Origin of the sequence: Prochlorococcus marinus str. GP2, assembly GCF_000759885.1 — a bacterium.
Classification (GTDB): Bacteria; Cyanobacteriota; Cyanobacteriia; order PCC-6307; family Cyanobiaceae; genus Prochlorococcus_A; species Prochlorococcus_A marinus_J.
In genome coordinates this window covers 1-20,297 of record NZ_JNAH01000003.1, presented here as the reverse complement: position 1 = coordinate 20,297, position 20,297 = coordinate 1, and the positions used below count along the sequence as shown (strand labels likewise).

At 31.6% G+C, this 20,297-nt stretch carries 24 protein-coding genes; 11 read left to right on the top strand and 13 right to left on the bottom strand.

Features of this window, described 5'->3' with window-relative positions; genetic code table 11:
- Window position 1: 1 nt before the first annotated feature.
- Window positions 2-199, bottom strand: a complete 198-nt coding sequence (locus EU91_RS07465; RefSeq protein ID WP_032523824.1) for a hypothetical protein — start codon at window positions 197-199, stop codon at window positions 2-4.
- 133 nt (window positions 200-332) lie between these two features.
- Here EU91_RS07465 and EU91_RS07470 point away from each other — a divergent pair, with 133 nt between their 5' ends.
- The 5 genes from EU91_RS07470 (at window position 333) to pdxA (ending at window position 4,093) form a co-directional block, all read left to right on the top strand.
- Window positions 333-845, top strand: a complete 513-nt coding sequence (locus EU91_RS07470) for an AbrB family transcriptional regulator (protein ID WP_032523823.1) — start codon at window positions 333-335, stop codon at window positions 843-845.
- Window positions 846-901: 56 nt separating this feature from the next.
- Window positions 902-1,330 (top strand): DUF6554 family protein, encoded by a 429-nt coding sequence (locus EU91_RS07475; RefSeq protein WP_032523822.1) that lies wholly within the window; start codon window positions 902-904, stop codon window positions 1,328-1,330.
- A 166-nt stretch (window positions 1,331-1,496) separates the two neighbouring features.
- Window positions 1,497-1,898, top strand: coding sequence for an HNH endonuclease (locus EU91_RS07480; protein WP_032523821.1), 402 nt, complete (start codon window positions 1,497-1,499; stop codon window positions 1,896-1,898).
- Between the two features lie 263 nt (window positions 1,899-2,161).
- Window positions 2,162-3,037, top strand: coding sequence for an NAD-dependent epimerase/dehydratase family protein (locus EU91_RS07485; RefSeq protein WP_032523819.1), 876 nt, complete (start codon window positions 2,162-2,164; stop codon window positions 3,035-3,037).
- A 21-nt stretch (window positions 3,038-3,058) separates the two neighbouring features.
- Window positions 3,059-4,093 (top strand): 4-hydroxythreonine-4-phosphate dehydrogenase PdxA, encoded by a 1,035-nt coding sequence (gene pdxA / locus EU91_RS07490; protein WP_032523818.1) that lies wholly within the window; start codon window positions 3,059-3,061, stop codon window positions 4,091-4,093.
- Here the strand turns inward: pdxA and accB are convergent.
- Both accB and efp read right to left on the bottom strand, forming a co-directional pair.
- A complete protein-coding gene (gene accB, locus EU91_RS07495) occupies window positions 4,070-4,576 on the bottom strand; it encodes an acetyl-CoA carboxylase biotin carboxyl carrier protein (RefSeq protein WP_032523817.1) in 507 nt (168 codons plus the stop codon). The two genes, pdxA and accB, sit on opposite strands and share 24 nt — an antisense overlap.
- Window positions 4,576-5,136: an elongation factor P gene (efp, locus tag EU91_RS07500; RefSeq protein WP_032524183.1), complete on the bottom strand. Its 561-nt coding sequence runs from the start codon at window positions 5,134-5,136 to the stop codon at window positions 4,576-4,578. The genes accB and efp overlap by 1 nt, the downstream gene beginning before the upstream one ends.
- A 43-nt stretch (window positions 5,137-5,179) precedes the next feature.
- On the opposite strand from efp, the gene EU91_RS07505 reads away from it, so the two are divergent.
- Window positions 5,180-6,271, top strand: a complete 1,092-nt coding sequence (locus EU91_RS07505; protein WP_032523816.1) for a peptidylprolyl isomerase — start codon at window positions 5,180-5,182, stop codon at window positions 6,269-6,271.
- On the top strand, window positions 6,264-7,250 hold the full coding sequence (gene thiL / locus EU91_RS07510) for a thiamine-phosphate kinase (RefSeq protein ID WP_032523815.1): 987 nt from the start codon (window positions 6,264-6,266) through the stop codon (window positions 7,248-7,250). The genes EU91_RS07505 and thiL overlap by 8 nt, the downstream gene beginning before the upstream one ends.
- Here thiL and gap read toward each other — a convergent pair whose 3' ends face one another.
- Window positions 7,251-8,273 carry a type I glyceraldehyde-3-phosphate dehydrogenase gene (gap, locus tag EU91_RS07515; RefSeq protein ID WP_032523814.1) on the bottom strand — a complete coding sequence of 341 codons (1,023 nt, stop codon included), beginning with the start codon at window positions 8,271-8,273 and terminating at the stop codon, window positions 7,251-7,253. It abuts the gene before it with no gap.
- Window positions 8,274-8,465: 192 nt separating this feature from the next.
- On the opposite strand from gap, the gene murC reads away from it, so the two are divergent.
- Genes murC through EU91_RS07530 form a run of 3 tightly spaced genes read left to right on the top strand, consistent with a single transcriptional unit; the run spans window position 8,466 to window position 11,153 of the window.
- On the top strand, window positions 8,466-9,875 hold the full coding sequence (gene murC / locus EU91_RS07520) for a UDP-N-acetylmuramate--L-alanine ligase (protein WP_032523813.1): 1,410 nt from the start codon (window positions 8,466-8,468) through the stop codon (window positions 9,873-9,875).
- A 16-nt stretch (window positions 9,876-9,891) separates the two neighbouring features.
- A complete protein-coding gene (murB, locus tag EU91_RS07525) occupies window positions 9,892-10,785 on the top strand; it encodes a UDP-N-acetylmuramate dehydrogenase (protein ID WP_032523812.1) in 894 nt (297 codons plus the stop codon).
- Between the two features lie 17 nt (window positions 10,786-10,802).
- A complete protein-coding gene (locus EU91_RS07530; RefSeq protein WP_032523811.1) occupies window positions 10,803-11,153 on the top strand; it encodes a YbaB/EbfC family nucleoid-associated protein in 351 nt (116 codons plus the stop codon).
- Here EU91_RS07530 and rsgA read toward each other — a convergent pair.
- The 5 genes from rsgA to msrB all read right to left on the bottom strand — a co-directional run bounded on the left by rsgA (window position 11,119) and on the right by msrB (window position 14,700).
- The gene (gene rsgA, locus EU91_RS07535; protein WP_032523810.1) at window positions 11,119-12,036 is read right to left on the bottom strand and encodes a ribosome small subunit-dependent GTPase A; all 918 of its coding nucleotides are present in this window, start codon (window positions 12,034-12,036) and stop codon (window positions 11,119-11,121) included. The two genes, EU91_RS07530 and rsgA, sit on opposite strands and share 35 nt — an antisense overlap.
- Window positions 12,026-12,256, bottom strand: coding sequence for a sulfurtransferase TusA family protein (locus EU91_RS07540; RefSeq protein WP_032523809.1), 231 nt, complete (start codon window positions 12,254-12,256; stop codon window positions 12,026-12,028). Before EU91_RS07540 ends, rsgA begins: the two co-directional genes overlap by 11 nt.
- Window positions 12,256-13,380 carry a molecular chaperone DnaJ gene (dnaJ, locus tag EU91_RS07545; RefSeq protein ID WP_032523808.1) on the bottom strand — a complete coding sequence of 375 codons (1,125 nt, stop codon included), beginning with the start codon at window positions 13,378-13,380 and terminating at the stop codon, window positions 12,256-12,258. Before dnaJ ends, EU91_RS07540 begins: the two co-directional genes overlap by 1 nt.
- Before the next feature lie 29 nt (window positions 13,381-13,409).
- Window positions 13,410-14,129: a nucleotide exchange factor GrpE gene (gene grpE / locus EU91_RS07550; RefSeq protein ID WP_032523807.1), complete on the bottom strand. Its 720-nt coding sequence runs from the start codon at window positions 14,127-14,129 to the stop codon at window positions 13,410-13,412.
- 76 nt (window positions 14,130-14,205) lie between these two features.
- Window positions 14,206-14,700, bottom strand: coding sequence for a peptide-methionine (R)-S-oxide reductase MsrB (msrB, locus tag EU91_RS07555; RefSeq protein ID WP_032523806.1), 495 nt, complete (start codon window positions 14,698-14,700; stop codon window positions 14,206-14,208).
- A 23-nt stretch (window positions 14,701-14,723) separates the two neighbouring features.
- Here msrB and dusA point away from each other — a divergent pair, with 23 nt between their 5' ends.
- Window positions 14,724-15,728: a tRNA dihydrouridine(20/20a) synthase DusA gene (gene dusA / locus EU91_RS07560; protein WP_032523805.1), complete on the top strand. Its 1,005-nt coding sequence runs from the start codon at window positions 14,724-14,726 to the stop codon at window positions 15,726-15,728.
- Here dusA and EU91_RS07565 read toward each other — a convergent pair.
- From EU91_RS07565 to ftsY, 4 genes are all read right to left on the bottom strand, one after another.
- Complete coding sequence (locus EU91_RS07565; RefSeq protein WP_032523804.1) at window positions 15,725-16,228, bottom strand: RNA recognition motif domain-containing protein; 504 nt, start codon at window positions 16,226-16,228, stop codon at window positions 15,725-15,727. The two genes, dusA and EU91_RS07565, sit on opposite strands and share 4 nt — an antisense overlap.
- 121 nt (window positions 16,229-16,349) lie before the next feature.
- Window positions 16,350-17,723 (bottom strand): argininosuccinate lyase, encoded by a 1,374-nt coding sequence (argH, locus tag EU91_RS07570; protein WP_032523803.1) that lies wholly within the window; start codon window positions 17,721-17,723, stop codon window positions 16,350-16,352.
- Between the two features lie 59 nt (window positions 17,724-17,782).
- A complete protein-coding gene (locus EU91_RS07575; protein WP_032523802.1) occupies window positions 17,783-19,126 on the bottom strand; it encodes a PP2C family protein-serine/threonine phosphatase in 1,344 nt (447 codons plus the stop codon).
- A gap of 67 nt (window positions 19,127-19,193) precedes the next feature.
- Window positions 19,194-20,297: signal recognition particle-docking protein FtsY (gene ftsY, locus EU91_RS07580; protein ID WP_032523801.1), on the bottom strand; the 1,104-nt coding region annotated here is incomplete at its 5' end.

Below are 20,297 nucleotides of genomic sequence, written 5' to 3'. Positions count from 1 at the left end.
GTTAGGTTCCTGGCTCTTCAACATTTCCGCCTAATTCAACAATCTTTTTTCTAAGAACGATTGATTTTTGTTCATCACCGTTGGTTTGAGCTATTGCAAGGGCAAATTCTAATTTTTCAAGTTGATGACCACCCTCAAAAAAAGATAATTTTTTCTTGATGCGGTTTTTATTATCTTTGTATGAAATTTGTGAAGACATAAAAATTCAAGCTTTAGTTAATATTATGCCAACAAAAGGGGACATTACGAGAGAAAACCAAAAATATTATTTGACTATAAAATTAAACAAAATAAATTCTTTCTAATATTATTATCAAACATCTTTAAAATTAATGCCTAACATAAATTTAATCTATTATCTTATTGCAGGTTGTATTTTTGGAGCTTTAGCTCTCAAAACAGGCATACCTGCTGCTCCATTGGCAGGCGCCTTAATAGGCGCAAGTATACTTAGTGTAAGTGGCAAAGTCGATGTTGCAGAGTGGCCAATTGGTACAAGAACAATATTAGAAATTGGGATTGGAACGGTTATTGGTACATCGTTAACTAAAGACTCATTAGTTGATCTTCAAACCTTGTGGAGACCAGCTATCTTAATAACTTTTACTTTAGTTATTACAGGGTTAGCGATTGGATTATGGACTAGCAGATTACTTAAAATAGATATCATTACAACTATTCTTGGAGCTGCACCAGGAGGTATTAGCGGTATGAGTCTTGTCGGATCAGAATATGGAGTAGGAGCAGCAGTTGCGACTCTTCACGCAGTAAGGTTAATAACAGTGCTTTTAATTCTTCCTCTAGTCGTAAAATGCTTGACCTTTCTTGGAGTAATAAAATCTTAAATTTCTATAGACATATTGTTAATTAAAGATATTTTTAAATAGAAGAAAAAAGTTTAATGGAAAGATTAGAGCAAAAAAAAATAATATTTTTAATTCTAGGAGTATTAACTCCCTTAATTTTTACAACCTCAAAAGTAAGTGCAGGATCATTTGGAGCAGAAATTTTTTGTAGTATGCGAGATAGTGGGAATGACCATAGAAGTAGTTGGGAAGCAGCATATACTTACATAAAAAAACAAAAAGGGGGGATTTTTAAAGTATCTCCTAAACAAGCAGCATCACAAATCACTGAAACAGTAATAAGAGAACGCGAAAAATTTAGTTACTGTATTGAATACTTAGATAAACTTCATCCAGATAGAAAACTTCAAAGAGAATTAGAAAAAGAAAGAAAAAGAAAGGAAAAAGAATCAAGAGATAAAGAAAACATTGATGAAACTAATGAACAATTCTCAGAAGCAACTCTTGATAGGTACAGCTATTAGTTAAGAATTTAAAATAATAATCTATAGAAAGATTATTTATAAATTTTTATTTTGTATCTATATACACTAAATTATATTTTTGTAATCTTATTTGAACTAAAAAATAATAAAAAAATATTGACTTTTGATATTTTCAAGCCATTATTTATTTAATTAAATAGCCTTAATGCATATTAATGATGCGGTTTTTTTAGAGGACCTATGTCCTAAGTTCAGATTTAGACAATGGCGAAAATCAATTCATAGATTTACAGGAAAGAGTTGTATATATTGCGGAAAACCATCTGAATCTATTGACCATGTTTTACCACGTAGCCAAGGTGGCTTAAGCACTACAGAAAACTGTGTACCTGCTTGTCTTTCTTGTAATGGGGATAAATCAGATGAAAATGCTTTATATTGGTATAGAAAGCAAAAATTTTATGATCCTAGAAGAGCAATGGCGATAAGAGCATGGTTAGAAGGTGATTTAAGATTAGCTATAAGATTATTACAATGGGCAACTCCTAACTTCAAGGTAAATAATAAGGATTGCGAAAAAAATAAATCAAAATATAAGGCAGCTTAACTACCAGACATTACATAAAGATTTAGAATTATAGATCTCACAAATGTTTTCCAATTCTCTTGGCGATTCTGGGATTATTAAAAATGTGGACAATGAAATGAAGACAACAAATAATTTTTGATAGAATTTGATATTAAGAAAACTTATCTTTTTTTCTTTAAGAAAAATATAGTTTTTGCTACTGCAGAAAGTTTTTGAATTTAATTGAGGCTTAACAACTGTATTCATTGTAAATTAATACATATGTACTACTCTAATACTATATGAATAACTTGGCAAGTTTACTAAGAAAAAATAAATTTTTAATCTTAGGATGTGGTTTCAGCGGTAGTTTTTTTGCAAAAACAATAAGAAAATTAGGTTGTACTGCTTTAACAAGTTCGAGATCTAAAAACAAAGATCCAAATAGTTTCGTTTTTGACAGTGAAAACGGAATAGTCCCTAGTGAAGAAGTTTTTGATGGCGTCACACATATTCTTAGCTGCATACCTCCCAACAAAAATGGCAACGATCCAGTACTAAGAATTCTTCAAAGTAAACTAGAAAGTTTATCCCTTGAATGGGTTGGATATTTATCTACCACAGGAGTATATGGCAATACGGAAGGCGATTGGGTATCTGAAAGGAATAAACCGAATCCTCTTCAAAAAAGGAGCCTTAATAGATTAAATTGCGAAAAAGAATGGATTGAATCTAATTTGCCCGTACAAATTTTCAGGTTACCTGGTATTTATGGACCTGGAAGATCTACTTTTGAGGCAATCAGAAATCAAAAAATTCGCGTTATTACAAAAAAAGATCAAGTATTTTCAAGGATTCATGTAGCTGATATTGCAAATGCAATTATTTACTTATTACAAAATAAAGATATTTTAAAATTTCATAAAATTATTAATATTGCAGATGATGAACCCTGCTCTCAAATAGAAGTTATTCAATATTGTTACGATTTACTTGGCCTAAAAATGCCAAAGCCGACATTATTTGAAGAAGTAAAAAAAGAATTGTCACCTATAGCCCAATCATTTTGGATGGAAAACAGAAAAGTTTCTAATAAATTATTATGCGAAACATTAGGATATAAACTAATTTATAAAAACTATAAACTTGGCCTAAAAAACTGCTTTTTAAATCTTTGAATATTAATTTAAAAACTTTTAATGAATATAAAAAATACTAGTGAAAAATTTAAGATTGTATTAAGTGTCGGTGATGAGTCTGGTATAGGACCTGAAATAATTTTAAAAGCTCTTGGTTCTCGTGAGATACCAGAGAATACTGACTATATATTAGTTGGGTCAAAAAATAATCTAGAGAATACATATACACAACTTAAAAATCTAGGATTGAAAAAAATCGCAAACCCAAAAAATTTACAAATTCACAATATCGAAATTTCTTCATCTAAAAATGAATCTCAATCAAGTTATGGACATTCAAGTTTTTATTACCTAACAAAAGCAATTGAAATTGTAAAACAATATCCTAATTCAGCACTTGTGACTGGCCCAATTTGCAAAAAATCATGGGCACTTGCTGGCCATAACTTTTCTGGGCAAACAGAAGTAATAGCAAAATCATGCAGAGTAAAAAATTTCGGTATGTTATTCACAGCTAAATCACCAATAACAGGTTGGAGATTTAATACATTACTAGCTACAACTCACATAGCACTTTGTGAAGTACCAAAAAGACTAAATACAAATTTAATCCACGCCAAATTAGATCTTTTAAAAGAATTTTGTCTCTCGTATGAAAAGAAACCTACTTTAAGAGTTGCTGGATTAAACCCTCATGCTGGCGAAGAAGGTATTTTGGGAAATGAAGAAAAAGATTGGCTTAGTAATTCTTTGATTGCTTGGAATGCTAAGAATAAAGATATTGAATTATTAGGACCTTTATCACCAGATAGTTGTTGGAATTCTTCCGCAAAAGCTTGGAGACAAAAAGATGCTGAAAAACATGATGGTATTCTTGCTATGTATCATGATCAAGGTTTAATACCGATGAAGGTTATAGCTCTTAATTACTCAGTAAATACAACAATAGGTTTACCTTTCATAAGAACTTCTCCTGATCATGGAACAGGATTTGATATTGCCGGCAAAGGCATTGCTCAATCACAAAGTATGGTTGAAGCTATAAAAGCTGCCGTAGAAATGACTAAAAATTCAAGACTGCTTAACACGCATTAGAACTTGACCAAATTCAACTGGAGTCCCATTTTCAACAAGAATCTCTACTATTTCAGCATTAAATTCAGACTCAATCTCATTCATTAACTTCATAGCTTCCAAAATACAAATAGTTTGGCCGACTTTAACATTATTTCCTATTTCAACGAAAGGGTCCTCGCCTGGCGCTGCAGCTCTATAAAACGTGCCAACCATAGGTGAAGTAATATCAATCAGGTCTGAGCGTCCAGGAGGAGCTACCTGAGGTACCTTTGGCTCATTAACTATTTGGACATTATCATTAATAGATTTTTGATTAGAAATTACTTGACTGTCAGATGAAGTTTTTGAAACTGAATTATTAGTAAATTGGTTCTGATCAAATAAATTCCGCTTTATTTCGAGTTTAAAATCTTCTCCCTCTAATGAGAATTCTTGAATATCGCTTATTGAGATTTTCTCTATTAAGCGATTTAAGTCTTCATGATCTAGTTTCATAGCCATTAATTTTCACGTCCAAGATAACTATCGTTACGAGTATCAACTTTAATCATTTCTCCCACAGAAATAAATAAAGGTACCATAACTTGAGCACCTGTTTCTAGAATAGCTGGTTTCGTGCCCCCACTAGCAGTATCCCCTTTAACTCCAGGATCAGTCTCAGTAACTTTCAAAGTAATAGATATTGGAAGTTCAACTTCTAAAACTTTACCATTGTGGAAAATGACTGTGACCTCCATTCCCTCTTTCAAATACTTTGCCCCTTTTCCAATTTGTTCAGAGGAAAGTCTAGTCTCTTCGAAACTTGTCATATCCATAAAAACATAATCTCCGGACTCCACATATGTATGCTGGAGGTTAGACTTCTCAAGGATAGCCTGCTGTACTGATTCTCCGGCTCGAAAAGTTTTTTCAACCACGTTGCCGCTTTGAACTGATTTTAATTTTGTTCGCACGAAAGCAGAACCCTTGCCAGGCTTGACATGTAGAAATTCTACAACACGCCAAACTTGTCCATCCAATTCGATGGTAGTACCTGTGCGAAAATCGTTACTGGAAATCATTCCTGTATTATATCCCCAAGGATCATAAACCTGCAAGAGTGCTATGCAAAAATTCTTATCAAATCAGAACAAACTTTTCTTAATTCTATCGATTGTAATTTTACAGGTTTTTCTCTTAAAACCGATTCAAGTACTAGCGGATTTACCTACTGGAAATGCAGTAAAAGACCCTAGTGCAATCCTCAGAAACGCACTCCCTATCAAGCAAGTTGAGTTACAAGAACTTCAACACAAACTGGAAGAAACTAGTGACCTTGTAAGAGGAGGAAGATGGCCCGCTCTCACGAAAACTGTTACAAAATGTCAATCTTTACTGAAAAAAAACCAAAGTAAAATAATTCAAGATCTACCAAAAGACAAAAAGAAAATTGCTGAAAAAACATTTTTAGAGCTCAAAGAAAATTTTGATAGCCTTCAAGATTACTCTAAATCAAAGGATAAGTACTCATTTATAGCGACCCGAAGAGATGCTTTAGATAAAATAGGTGGATTAGAAGAATATTTTCTACCAAGTGAGTTTCCATACCCTATTCCCCAAGAGTTTGATAATTTACCACGATTACTTGGCAGAGCAAAAGTAAATATAAAGACCTCCAAAGGAGATATGAAAGCTATTGTAGATGGATATAACGCCCCACTTACAGCGGGAGCATTTATAGATTTATCTTCAAAAAATTTTTATAAAGATTTGCCAATTAATAGAGCAGAAGAATTTTTTGTACTGCAAACAGGTGACCCAATTGGGGAAGCTATTGGTTATGTAGATGCTGAAACAAATGAAGAACGTCACGTTCCTTTAGAAATAAGAATTCCTGATGAAAAAGATACTTTCTATAATCAAACTTTTGAAGATTTAGGTCTTTACACAGAGACGCCAACATTACCTTTTGCAACACTTGGAACTCTTGGATGGTCCCATTCAAATACCGCAGTTGATGATGGCTCATCACAATTTTTCTTCTTTCTATATGAAGCAGAATTAAATCCAGCAGGTCGCAATTTAATTGACGGGAGGAATGCTGCCTTTGGTTATGTTATAGATGGATTTGATGTTTTAGAAGAGCTGACTAAAGATGACACAATTATTTCAATAGATGTTTTAGAAGGGATTGAAAACCTCAAATTAAATGCATAAAGAAATATTAGAAGATATAGGGGAAAAAGAATTAATAAATAGGCTAGGGAAATTTATGCCTAAAAACCAAATTTTAGATGATTGCGCTTTAATCAAAACTAAAAATAAAAATTTACTTGTTAATACTGATTCTTTGGTAGAAAATGTTCATTTCAATGACATTACTATTTGTCCTCAGGACCTTGGATGGAAAGCAGTTGTTAGCAACATCTCTGACTTATTATCCAGTGGAAGCAAGAAAACTATAGGTATTACAATAAGCCTTGTTCTACCTGCTAGAACTGAGTGGTTTTGGGTTGAAGACTTATATAGAGGAATAAATAAAGCTTTAAAAAAATATGGCGGCATAATTCTTGGAGGAGATTGCTCAAAAGGTAATCAAAAAGCCATATCAATTACTGCCTTTGGGATTCAAGGTGAACTTGAATTACGAAGAGACGCATGTAAACCAGGAGATGTCATCTTAACTACAGGAATTCATGGTCTTAGCAAACTAGGATTTTTAATTAAAAATAAAATTAATTTAGATAATGATATTTCTCTTAAAAAAAGATTAATCAATAAATCCATTGAACATTTTTGTCGCCCTAAAGTTTACCCAAATTTTCTAAAAAATCTTATAAAAACTCGCTCCAATAAAAAAATCAAAAGAATAGGATGTACTGATAGCAGTGATGGTCTATTTCAAGCTTTACAAGATTTAGCAAGTGCTAGCAAATGCAAAGCGATAATAAATTATGAAAAAATACCCAAAGATAAGGATTGGCCAACGGGAGATAAATGGGACGAATATTATTTTTTTGGAGGTGAAGATTACGAATTAGTTTTCTCATTGCCAAAAAAATGGGCAAAGAATTTATCTAAACTTGATAAAGATATTAACGAGATTGGCTATTTTGCTGATGGAGAACCATCGATAGAATTTATAGATGATAAAAAAGATGCATTATTAAAAAATACACCTTTTAAGCACTTTTAATTATTCCCAATTCTTAGCAACAATCTCTGCTAAATCTACAACCCTCTGACTATAACCCCACTCATTGTCATACCATGCAAGAACCTTAACAAGATTATCTCCAATACACATAGTTAGGTCGCTATCTACAATTGATGATTCATTAGTACCTGCATAATCACTTGACACTAGAGGTTCATCTCCATATTTAATAATGCCTTTCATTGAGCTTAGAGATGCTTCCTTGATAGCATTATTCACTTCTTCAGCTGTGACAGATTTAGATGATTCAAAAACAAAATCTACTGCTGAAACGTTAGGAGTTGGAACTCTCATTGCAATTCCTGTTAATTTGCCTTTCATTTCTGGGTATACCAGAGCTACTGCTTTTGCAGCTCCTGTAGAAGTAGGAACAATATTTGTTGCAGCCGCTCTAGCCCTTCTTAGATCTCTATGACTATTATCTAAAATTCTTTGATCCCCTGTATAACTATGAATTGTAGTCATCAAACCTTTGTTAATACCAAAAGTTTGGTCTAAAACTTTAACTACTGGAGCTAAACAGTTCGTTGTACAACTAGCATTACTCAAAATATCATAATCCTTATGTTTATATGTATCAGCATTGACTCCAACTACATAAGTACCAACGCCATCACCTTTACCAGGAGCAGTTAGGATGACTTTTTTTGCTCCTACCTCTAAGTGCTTACTTGCACCTACGTCTGTATTAAATACTCCAGTAGATTCAATAACCAAATCTACACCCCAGTCTTTCCAAGGTAGATTCATTGGGTTTCTATCAGAGAAACATTTAATTGTCTTGTTATTAATTACAAAAGTATCATCTGTATATTTGATATCAACACCATCAAGCTGACCGAGGACTGAATCATACTTTAATAGATGAGCATTAGTCTTGGGATCTGAAGTTACGTTAATTCCAACTACTTCAATGTTGGTGTAAGCTCCCCTACTTAGCCAACAACGCATAAAGTTTCGACCAATTCTACCAAAGCCGTTAATTGCAACACGCAAAGTCATAATTAATAATTTCTAAAAGATTAACCTAAGTTGCTGATCATACTGAATTTTGTGCAATAACGTAAGTTTTTTTTGATTTATTAAGCAAATAAGTCTTGTTTTGTATTAATTCAAGAAAAAAAAACATTTTTTTTAAGAAAAAATAGCAAAATTTTAACTAGAAGTTATTTTGATTTAAGTAAAAGGTAAACATTGGATAAAAAATTACTGTTGAAAAGTCATTTTCATTTTATTGGGATTGGAGGTATTGGGATGTCAGCATTAGCAATAGGTTTACTTAAAAAAGGTTGTTCAGTTTCAGGATCTGATTTAGTTAAAAACGATGAAACTAAAAAATTAGAGGAATTAGGTGCAGTAATATTTACTTCTCAAATTCGACAAAATATTGAATTTGTTATTTCAAAATTTACCAACAAAATGATTAATTTTGTTGTAAGCTCAGCGATCAAGCCAGAAAATGAAGAATTTTCGTACTGCAGAGAAAAAAATTTATCAATAAAACATCGTTCAGAGATACTAGCAATGCTAATGCGCACTTATACTGCATTGGCGGTAGCCGGCAGCCACGGAAAAACATCAACTAGTACATTTCTATCTACAATACTTGAGTTATGTACACTTAATTCTTCTTCAATAACAGGAGGAATAATTCCTATTTACAACTCTAATTGTCATTTAGAAAATACAAAATACTTAGTAGCTGAGGTTGATGAATCTGATGGGACAATTAACAAATATAATTCTGATATCGGAATAATCAATAATATTGATTTTGATCATTGCGATCACTTTTCTAATTTAAGTGAAGTCATATCTTCTTTTAAAAGTTTCGCTAACAACTCTAAAAAATTACTACTTAATTTTGATTGTGAAACCTCAAGAAAAAATTTTTATTCTACTTATAAGTGGTCAAACACTACGGCTAAAAACGTAGCCTATGCAATAATTCCGACTGAAATTAATTCAAAATGCACAATTGGAAAATATTATGAAAATGGAAATTTTATTAGTAGTTTAAATATTCCAATTCCAGGATTACACAATCTATCCAATATCACCGCAGCAATAGCAGCTTCAAGAATGATTGGAGTAGATTTTATAGAAATTAAGAAAAATATAAAATATCTGAAACTCCCAAAAAAAAGATTTGAATTCAGAGGCCAGATAGATGAAAGAATTTTATATGATGATTATGCACATCACCCAAACGAAATAAAAGAAACTATTAAATTAGGAAGATTATTGATTCAGCAAAAAAATAATATTGAACATCAAAAAAGTAGATTAATAGCCATATTTCAACCTCATAGATACTCTCGAGTAAAGCAATTCACTAAAGAATTGGCTGAAGAATTATCAAAAGCAGATGTTGTTTATGTAACCAGTATTTATGGAGCAGGAGAAGGAAACAAAAATAAAATTACTTCGAAAATTATCACTGATCTGATTTATAAAAAAAATAAAAATGTTAGTTACATAAGTAATTATTATGAAGTTACAAAGAATTTTTACGAATTAACTCAAAAAGGGGATTTAATTTTGAATATGGGAGCTGGCGATTGTCATAATTTCTGGTCAATTTTAAATGGAAACAACAATTAAAATAGTTAACTAAGTTATGAATAAAATAATTTTTTCTGAGAACTGTAATCTAAGTAGTTATACAACTATAAAAGTGGGAGGAGTAGCTGAATATTTTGCTGAGCCAAGAAATTTAGAAGAATTTTCATATCTAATACAATGGGCCAATTTAAACAAACAAAGATGTCAAATAATTGGCGCAGGTTCAAATCTTTTAATAAATAATATTTTCATAAAAGGCTTAGTTATTTGTACAAAAAAATTAAAATCACTGAGGATAGAGCCATATACAGGAATTGTTGAAGCGGAAGCAGGTGTAATGCTCCCAACATTATCTAATTCTCTTGCTAAAAATGGATTACAAGGAGGGGAATGGGCTGTCGGCATTCCAGGAACACTAGGAGGAGCAATTTATATGAATGCTGGCACAGGTAATTTATCGCTAGCAAAAAATCTTATTTCCGTAAAAGTTATAAATAATAAAACTAATGAAGAACTTGAAATTGAAAAAAAAGATATCAATTTTGAGTATAGATTTAGCTCTTTTCAAATAAATGATTTAACAATTATTAGTGCAAGATTACATTTTGAACCTAATGGGAATCTAAAACAATTAATTCAAACAACCAAAAATAACCTTAAATTAAAAACAGAAACACAACCATATCATCTACCAAGTTTTGGTAGTGTTTTTAAAAATCCTGGAAATAATTATGCAGCAAAATTAATTGATGATATGGGTTTAAAAGGATTTAAAATTGGGGGAGCAGAAATTTCTACAATGCATTCAAATTTTATAATCAACACTTCTTCAGCAAGTTCAAGTGATATTTATGAATTAATAACTGTAATTCAACAAAAAGTACTACAAAAAAAAGGAATTTATCTGCAACCGGAAGTAAGAATGATTGGTTTTGACTATCCTAACTAAAGAAACTTTTTTTTAAAATGGCGGGTTTTGGACTTCCAAACTTTGGACAACTTACAGAAGCTTTTAAAAAAGCTAAACAAATACAACAAGATGCTCAAAAATTACAAGATGAACTTGAATCTATGGAGATTGAAGGGAAAAGTGATGATGAAATGGTAAAAGTCTGGATTAGTGGCAACCAACTTCCCTTAAAGGTAGAAGTACAAGAAAATATTTTAAATTCAGATAAAGAAAAAATTGAGCAAAACATACTACAAGCCATTCAAAAAGCTCATGAATTATCTACTACCACTATGAAAGAAAGAATGAATGATTTAACTGGTGGATTAAATCTTAATCTTCCGGGTTTTGATAATAGTGACTCTTAGAAGACTCGATCATTTCTTTATAAAAAGAATATCTTTCAAAAGATTTATTTAAATTACAACCCTCATCATTCAAATGTAAGCAGTCCCGAAATTTACATCTAATTCCTTCATCGTTTACTTGTTTATATATTTCCGAATAAAGATTTGGTATCAACCTAATATCAACCTCTAGAGGTTGCATATTAAAACCTGGAGTATCAACAATATAACTTTGATTAGATATGGAAAATAACTCAACATTTCGAGTAGTGTTTTTCCCTCTCTTAATTTTATTGGAAACTGGAGCAGTACTATTTTGAAGACCTGGAATTATCTTGTTAAGCAAAGTAGTTTTACCAACACCGGATGGGCCCATAAAAATCGAACACTTTTTTTTCTTTAACTGAACTAATAAATCTTCAAAGTGATCAGATTTATGTAAATTTAAAATAATTGCTTGATAACCCCATTTCTTAAATTTATCAAGTAAGAATGTCTGTTTTTTATCTGATATCAAATCACACTTTGTCAAAACTAATGACACTTCAACCCCTATAGATTCTGCTGATATCAAGAACCTATTAACTTGAGATAAATTTAACTTTGGTTCTTCAACTGAAAAAGTAATATAAATGTTAGAAATATTTGCAACTGAAGGTCTAGTTAATAAATTATGTCTTTTTTTTAGACTTGCTATTACTGCCCGTTTGCTAATTAAATCAATATTGTCAATTTCTACTTCATCTCCAACATAAATGAATTGATCTTTGAAATTTATAGACTTTTTTACCTTACATAAAAATCTTTCGCTATTTACAAAGTTTTCTTTATTTATTAGGTCAACAAAGAAAAATTCATTAAATTTTTTCGTAACTAAACCTAAATGTTTACTATTAGTTTTCATTAAGAATTTTTATTTTTAAAAATTTTTCATGTTCATTGATTTGTTCATACAAACATCCCATCTCTTTTAAATTTTTTAATACCATTTCTTCTGGTTCACCTTTATCTAATTCAACAATAAGTTGTTCATTTTTGGATAACTTCTCTAAAGCCAATTTAATTTTGACTAGATTTAAAGGACATGGAACTGATTTAAGATCCAAATGCTTTAAAGAAGTCATTAAGATTCTTTACCAAATAATTTACTAAATAGTCCACTACTGGAATTGATATTTTTATCTGAATACTGAGAAGCTAAACCCTCTAAAAGATTTCGCTCTTCATCAGTTATCCGAGTTGGCAATTTTACCTTTACTAAAACTTCATGATTTCCTCTAGCAACTGGATTACCAAGTCTCGGTACCCCTTTATTCTCAAGTGAAAGAGTTGTATTTGGTTGCGTACCACTAGGAATTTTTAAATTAACATTGCCATCAACTGTAGTAATTTCAACGGTATCTCCTAAAATAGCCTGTAAATAACTCACAGCTATTTCTGAGTAAATAGTCACACCATCTCTTTTTAATTTTGAATCCTTCTTTACCTTAATAAAAACATAAAGATCTCCAGGTGGGCCCCCTTTCAAACCAACATTTCCCTCTCCGGAAACTCTTAATTTAGTACCGGTATCAACTCCTGCAGGAATATTAATCCGTAATTTTTTTCTTACTTGCTTTACTCCATTACCACCGCAACTTGTACATGGATCTGAGATTATTTGACCAGTTCCATTACACGAAGGACATTCAGCTACTTGTGTGAAATTACCAAATGGTGTTCTCGTAGCTCTTCTAACTTGTCCACTTCCTCCACAAGTTGAGCAAGCTTTCGGTCCGGTTCCTGGTTTGGCACCTGTACCCCTACAAACTTCACATGTCTCAAGATGAGGAATTGTAATTTCTCTTTGTTGGCCAAATATTGCATCTTTAAAGTCAACATTAAGGTCATATCTTAAATCATCTCCTTGTTGAGGACCTCTTCTTTGAGTTCTTCCACCCTGAGGAGTTTGTCCTCCAAAGCCATTAAAAAAAGTTTCAAATAAATCTGCAAACCCGCCCATATCACCCATATCAGGCATTCCAGCCGCACCTCCAAGGCCAGCCTCTCCAAACTGATCATATCTAGCTCTAGTTTCTGGATCAGCTAATGCTTCATAAGCCTTGCCAATTTCTTTAAATTTATCTTCAGCACCAGGTTCTTTATTAACGTCAGGATGATATTGTCTTGCTAATTTTCTATACGCCCTTTTTAAGGTATCCGCATCAGCATCTCGTGAAACTCCAAGTATTTGGTAAAAATCAGACATTAGACAATGCTCAAGTAAAAATTTGGAATTTATACATCTTCAGAGATATTTTCCCCTGAATCAATATCCTCTTCAACTGTATCCTTTTCTACTTCCTCTTGTGAATTTTCTTTACCAGGTCCCATAGAAACTTTAACCAAAGCATGTCTCAAAACCTTTCCCTCTAAATGATATCCTCGCTGCAATTCTTCCACAATAAAATCTTCTTTAAACTCTTCACTAGGCTCTCTTAATACAGCTTCATGTAAATTCGGATCAAATTGTTGGCCAACAACTCTCATAGGTGCAACTCCTTGTTGTTTTAAAACTTCCACCAATTGTTTATACAATCCTTGATAGCTTCTATGAAGAGCTTGAGCTTCTTCACTTTCAGGTTTTAATTGCTGTCTTGCTCTCTCAAAATTATCAACGATTGGAAGTATTGCCGTTAAAGTTTTAGAAACAAGTTGAACTTTTAAATCATCTTGATCTCTAGACTGCCTTTTTCTAAAATTATCAAAATCTGCTGAAATTCTTACATATTGATTTTTTAATGTTTCGTGCTCTTTTTCTAGCTGTTCTAACCTTGCATCATTATTTGAAATAGTATTTTTTAATTCTTCAGTATTTATTTCTTCTGAATTTTGTGGAGATAATTCTTCCTTTTCGACTATTTTATCTTCAACAGATAAAGTATCCTCAGGAACACTATCCTGATTAGGAACATCATTTTCTTTAATATCAATATTGTCTGATTGATTTTCAATCATTTTTCTAAAAATTTAATAAAACTATTTTCCAATAAAGTGATGCACAAAACAAGTTGCGGAAGGCCGCACAATTTTTTTAATCTGGAACAAACCTTAATGCTAAGCCGTTATTGCAGTATCTTTTTCCTGTAGGGCGTGGTCCATCATTAAAGACATGCCCTTGATGACCTCCACATCTAGAGCAATGATATTCAGTTCTTGGGACAATCAACTTAAAATCAATCTTGGTTTCAACTGATCCTTGAATCGAATCCCAAAAACTTGGCCATCCTGTGCCACTGTCATACTTTTTATCTGAGAGAAAAAGCGGCAAATCACATCCTGCACAATGAAAAACACCTTTTCTTTTCTCATTATTTAATTGACTACTGAAGGCTCTTTCAGTTCCTTCTTCCCTTAAAACATAATAAGATTCTGGACTAAGCCTAGATTTCCATTCATCTTTTGATAAATTCCACTCTTCTTTAGAAACGAGTGAAGAAGCTAATACTTGCATAGGCTTAAATAATATTTTTAAGATTGACATAGTAGGAATTAGAATAAAAGTTCTTCTTGATAGAAATTGATGCATATATTTAAATCACATAAAAAATAATGAGCTTAACCCAATCTAATTCTATTAAAAATATTCATAAATTAAGTATCGCTCCAATGATGGATTGTACTGATAAACATTTCAGAATGATAATGAGAAAAATTAGTACCGAGGCTCTCTTATATACAGAAATGATTGTAGCCCAAAGTTTAGTTTATTCGAACAAAAAAGAAAAATTTTTAGATTTCAATAATGAAGAACATCCGATATCAATTCAATTTGGTGGAGATGATCCTGAAATCCTTAAAGAGGCTGCCCGAATGGCGGAGGATTGGGGTTATGACGAAATAAACTTTAATGTTGGTTGTCCAAGTCCAAGAGTTTGTTCTGGGAATTTTGGCGCTTCACTTATGAAAGATCCTGAAAAAGTAGCAAAATGCATAGAATCTTTAAAAAATAGCTGCAGCTTACCGGTTACTATTAAACACAGAATCGGTGTAGACAATGATTATAGTTTTATAAATTTGAATAATTTTGTAAGGCACGTCGCAAATGCTGGCGCAGAAAGATTTACAGTTCATGCAAGGAAAGCAATTTTAAAAGGTTTAAATCCAAAACAAAACAGAACCATACCTCCGCTTGAATACGATGTAGTAAAAAAATTAAAAAAATTAAATCCAAAATTATTAATAGAAATAAATGGTGGTTTAACAACTATCGATGAATCGTTGGAAGCCCTAAATCATTTTGATGGTGTCATGATTGGGAGATCAGTATATAAACATCCATTGAGATGGTCTGAAATTGATCAAAAAGTTTATGGGATTAATGCAAAATCCAAAACGGCTTCAAATATTATTTTCTCCTTAATTCCATACATAGAGAGACATTTAAGTAATGGAGGAAACTCTTGGGATATTTGTAAACATCTAATAAATTTAGTTGAAGGAATTCCTAAGGCGAAAATTTGGAGAAATCAAATTTCAAATAAATCCATAAAACAAAAATTAGAAATCGAGTATCTAATAGAATTAACTACTTGGCTTGAAAAAATGGGTTATTAATTTTCTTCGTTTGAAGAATTGCTTTCATTAGAAACCCCCCTTTTTCTTCTACTCCTACCACTTTCATATTCAGCATTTTCAGAAGAGTTTCCATAACTTCTATCCTCCCAACCTTCTGCTCCGGAAGATTTATTACTGTAAGAAGTATTAGATTCAGAATTTGCACCGCCGTAGCCACCGCCGTAGCCACCGCCGTAGCCGCCGCCATTATTTCCACCGCCATAGCCACCTCTTCCTCCTCTTCGAGGTCCACCAGAACCTCTTGGTTCAGCCTTATTAATTCTTAATGGTCTACCCATAAGCTCCGTGCCTTGCAAGCTATCAATAGCTGCAGACTCTGTTGCTTCATCTGCCATTTCAACAAATGCAAATCCTCTTTTTCTACCAGTATCTCTCTCAAGAGGAAGAGAACAATTTACAACCTCACCGAAAGGGGCAAACAACTGTGAAACATCTTCACGCTCTGCGCGGAACGGCAAATTACCAACAAAAATACTCACTTGAAACTCAACAAAGAAAAATTACCAAATTAAAAAAACTACAAAAGTAGTTCCATAACGTTACTCTTATATACTACTTCAAAGCATACCCTTGTTGTAGAAAAATAATTGAGATTCAAATTTACAATCTTTTTTGCCAATTATTTACTTCTTTTTCTACTTGGGCAAAACCTGTTCCACCTTCACTAGTTCTTGACTTAACAACTTTAAAGGGGTCAAGATCCATAAAAACATCCTCATCAAATTCTGGATGAAATTTTTTAAATTCATCAACTTTAAGATTTTTAAATAACATTTTTCTTTCTAAGCAATATTTAACAAGTTCACCCACAACTTGATAAGCAGTCCTAAAGGGAACCTTTTTAGAAACTAAGTAATCAGCCAAATCCGTAGCATTAGAAAAATCATTTCCTACCGAATCAGATAAATTTTTAATATTAAATTCAATTCCTTCATTAATTAAAATAGTCATTGCTTTAATACATGAAGATAACGTCTCTGCAGTGTCAAATATTGGCTCTTTATCTTCTTGGAAATCTTTGTTGTAAGCAAGTGGTACCCCTTTGACCATGGTCAACAAAGCTTGAAGATGGCCATAAACTCTCCCCGTTTTACCTCTTATCAATTCTGGAACATCTGGATTTTTTTTCTGAGGCATTAAGCTACTGCCAGTGGCACATTTGTCTGTTAATTGTGCAAAAGAAAATTCATCTGTAACCCATAAAATTATTTCCTCTGAAATTTTACTTAAATGTGACATTACCAATGCAGATGCAGACGCAAACTCTATACAAAAATCTCTATCACTTACCGCATCAATACTATTTTTATATATCTTGTCAAAACCCAATTCTGCAGCGGTAAAGTTCCTATCTATTTTTATTTTTGTACCAGCCAATGCTGCTGCTCCTAATGGGGAAATATTAACTCTTGATCTTACTTCTTTAAACCTTTCACGATCTCTTTGAAGCATTTCTAAATAAGCCAATAAATGATGAGCTAACGATAATGGTTGTGCTCTTTGCATATGCGTATATCCAGGAATTAAGGTATAAATATTTGACTTCGCAAGATTTAAGAAAGATTTTTGCAAATCAATTATTAAAATTTCAATGTTGTCAATCTCTTTTCTCAGCCACAATCTTATGTCAGTACCAACTTGATCATTTCTACTTCTGCCTGTATGTAATTTTTTTCCAGTTTCACCAATTAAACTTATTAGTTTTTCTTCAATACAATAATGAATATCTTCAGAAGGAGGATTAGGATAAAATTTACCTTCCAAATACTCAACTTTTATTAGCTTAAGACCATTAATAATTTGCAAAGTTTCAGAAGATGATAAAACCTGAGTTTTACCAAGCATTTTTGCATGAGCAATAGAGCATTCTAAATCTTCTAAAATAAGTTTTTTATCAAAACTAATTGAAGCATTAAACTTTTCAATGAATGGATTTAGTGTATTATCGAATCTTTTACTCCATACTTTTGCCATATCAATTAATAACTCTTATATCTCTAATAAAGCATTTTTTTCTTTTAGTGACAAAATTTCTATTTCAATTTGAAAATAACTATGGATGCATCATCTTCTAGATGTCTATTTTGACCTGTAAATTCATCTAATTTTTTAAATAATTTATTTAATATTTCTTGAGATGTATAGGATTGCTTGCATAATTTTGTAAGAATTTTAATTAACCTTTCCTCATCAAATCTTTCTCCTAGAGAATTAGAAGTATCGATTACTCCATCGGTATAATATAAAACTAAATCATTTTCATTCAACTTTATTTCAGAACAATTATATTCAGCATCTTTTTGAAGTCCCAAAACGAATCCATCTGCATCTAATTTTATAATTTTCTGTTCTGAATTTTTCCAAAGCAAAGGAGGATTATGAGCTGCATTGGCGTATCTTAATTTTTTAGTTCTGGGGTCATAATCTGAGTAAAATAATGTCACGAATCTATTCGATTGATCTAAATCATTTATTGCTAGTTGATTCAAATCATGCAAAATCCTATCTGGAGGTAAACCTGTAAGAACTTCTGCACGAAGCATTCCTCTCAGCATAGTCATTAGCAAACCTGCTGGTATACCCTTACCCATAACATCACCTATTACTAAGGCCCATCTAGCTTTTTCTTTTCTTTTTTCTGAAATATTAGTCTTTAAGCACATAAAATCGTAATAATCGCCGCCAAGTTGAAGAGCAGGTCTACAGTGCGCAGCTAGGTCGACTCCATAAATATCTGGGCAATAATCTGGTAGTAATTGGGACTGTATTTCAGCTCCCGTAGATATTTCTCTATCTACATTCTCATGCTTCTTTTTTGTTTTTATTAAGCAGTAATTTTCTAATCCAAGAGCAAGGCAATTTAAAATAAAGTTAAAATTACTATCTTCAAGTATCGATTGACTAGTTACAGATTTGCTAAAAACGTAAACAAATCCTCTACATTTTCCTCGAGATAATACTTTTTCTTTCTCAATTTTATATTCTTTAAATTTATTTTTTAGGGAATTTTCAAATGTTTTAGTATCTTTTATTTTAAAGTTTTTCGAGAAATTAAATTGATTAAAAAAAATACTAATTTCTTCTTGAATTTTTAAATATTCATTATTAGAAGAAATTTTTATGTTTTCATGCCATATTTCACCCGTATCGTTTAAAGGAATAATTAATATTATATTTTCATTAAAAATATGTTTTAAAATTAAGCATATATAATCAAGTAATTTATTTATATTTGAAAAAGATTTTAGATAGTAAGATAATGAAGATGAAATTTCAGCAAATTTATATTTATCTTCTAAAGATGCTATAGATTTATTGTCTAAAAATTTTTGGATAAATTTGTTTGTAAATAATTTTTCTTTTTGATTATTTGTCACAACAAATTTAATAGATAAATATGTTTTAACATTAAATTTTAATTTTTAAAAAATTTTAATTAAATATTCATTTATCGGCAATCATTGCTTCTACAAATTCATAACTGTTAAAAGGTCTCAAATCTTTTATACCTTCTCCTGCTCCAATAAATCTTATTGGCAAATTAACTTCTTCAGAAACAGCTAAAGAAACACCACCTCTAGATGTACCATCTAATTTAGTGATAATTGCTCCGGTTAAATTTGCAGATTTAGCAAAACTTTTTGCTTGTTTTAAACCATTTTGACCTTGACTTGCATCTAAAACTAATAATGATTCAACCATTGCATCTGGTACCTTTTTATCAATAATTTTTTTTATTTTTGCTAGTTCATCCATCAAATTGTTTTTTGTTTGCAATCTTCCTGCTGTATCAACTAACAATAAGTCAATATTTCTTTTTTTTGCAGAATTAATTGCATCAAAAACTACAGCAGCTGGATCAGCATTTTTTGATTGATTAGATATAACATCAACATTGCTCCTCTCACCCCAAACTTTCAGTTGTTCAACCGCTGCAGCTCTAAAAGTGTCAGCAGCAGCTATCAAGGTTTTGTAATTACTTTTCGCTGACAGATATGCTAATTTTCCTAAGGTAGTAGTTTTCCCAACACCATTAACTCCTACTAAAAGCCAAACATTTAACTTACCCTTTTGAGGTACTAAAAGATCAGTACCTGAATTTTTTATTGGTTTATCGATAATTAATTTTAATTCCTTCTTAAGGAATTTTATCCCTGCTTCTCCCCCAACAACTTCTTCATTTAATTTTTTTCTGAGAGAGCCCATAACCTTATCAGTTGAATCAATACCAACATCAGCTCTTATTAATAGAGTCTCTAATTCATCAAGAGATTCAGGAGTTAGGGGATCATCTCCCAATTTATCCAACAATTCAGTAACAAATCCTTTTCTTGTTTCTTCTAATCCTTTTCTTAATTTAGTTAGCCAATCAATTTCATCTATCGAAATTTGATTTATTTTCTTTCCTTGAGCAGCTAAAACCATTGCTGACCACGTAAAATTATCATCAAAATCTCCTAGTTCAGGTTCAGAAAGATTTTTTGGCGATTCAGAAAGATTCTCTTTACTCTCAATATCAATTAATTCCTGTTTTTGCTCTTCTTGATT

Bases quoted from the DNA above. Each gene is read 5' to 3' on its own strand.
- EU91_RS07465 (WP_032523824.1), bottom strand. From the start codon at position 199: ATGTCTTCACAAATTTCATACAAAGATAATAAAAACCGCATCAAGAAA.
- EU91_RS07470 (WP_032523823.1), top strand. From the start codon at position 333: ATGCCTAACATAAATTTAATCTATTATCTTATTGCAGGTTGTATTTTT.
- EU91_RS07475 (WP_032523822.1), top strand. From the start codon at position 902: ATGGAAAGATTAGAGCAAAAAAAAATAATATTTTTAATTCTAGGAGTA.
- EU91_RS07480 (WP_032523821.1), top strand. From the start codon at position 1,497: ATGCATATTAATGATGCGGTTTTTTTAGAGGACCTATGTCCTAAGTTC.
- EU91_RS07485 (WP_032523819.1), top strand. From the start codon at position 2,162: ATGAATAACTTGGCAAGTTTACTAAGAAAAAATAAATTTTTAATCTTA.
- pdxA (WP_032523818.1), top strand. From the start codon at position 3,059: ATGAATATAAAAAATACTAGTGAAAAATTTAAGATTGTATTAAGTGTC.
- accB (WP_032523817.1), bottom strand. From the start codon at position 4,576: ATGGCTATGAAACTAGATCATGAAGACTTAAATCGCTTAATAGAGAAA.
- efp (WP_032524183.1), bottom strand. From the start codon at position 5,136: ATGATTTCCAGTAACGATTTTCGCACAGGTACTACCATCGAATTGGAT.
- EU91_RS07505 (WP_032523816.1), top strand. From the start codon at position 5,180: ATGCAAAAATTCTTATCAAATCAGAACAAACTTTTCTTAATTCTATCG.
- thiL (WP_032523815.1), top strand. From the start codon at position 6,264: ATGCATAAAGAAATATTAGAAGATATAGGGGAAAAAGAATTAATAAAT.
- gap (WP_032523814.1), bottom strand. From the start codon at position 8,273: ATGACTTTGCGTGTTGCAATTAACGGCTTTGGTAGAATTGGTCGAAAC.
- murB (WP_032523812.1), top strand. From the start codon at position 9,892: ATGAATAAAATAATTTTTTCTGAGAACTGTAATCTAAGTAGTTATACA.
- EU91_RS07530 (WP_032523811.1), top strand. From the start codon at position 10,803: ATGGCGGGTTTTGGACTTCCAAACTTTGGACAACTTACAGAAGCTTTT.
- rsgA (WP_032523810.1), bottom strand. From the start codon at position 12,036: ATGAAAACTAATAGTAAACATTTAGGTTTAGTTACGAAAAAATTTAAT.
- EU91_RS07540 (WP_032523809.1), bottom strand. From the start codon at position 12,256: ATGACTTCTTTAAAGCATTTGGATCTTAAATCAGTTCCATGTCCTTTA.
- dnaJ (WP_032523808.1), bottom strand. From the start codon at position 13,380: ATGTCTGATTTTTACCAAATACTTGGAGTTTCACGAGATGCTGATGCG.
- grpE (WP_032523807.1), bottom strand. From the start codon at position 14,129: ATGATTGAAAATCAATCAGACAATATTGATATTAAAGAAAATGATGTT.
- msrB (WP_032523806.1), bottom strand. From the start codon at position 14,700: ATGCATCAATTTCTATCAAGAAGAACTTTTATTCTAATTCCTACTATG.
- dusA (WP_032523805.1), top strand. From the start codon at position 14,724: ATGAGCTTAACCCAATCTAATTCTATTAAAAATATTCATAAATTAAGT.
- argH (WP_032523803.1), bottom strand. From the start codon at position 17,723: ATGGCAAAAGTATGGAGTAAAAGATTCGATAATACACTAAATCCATTC.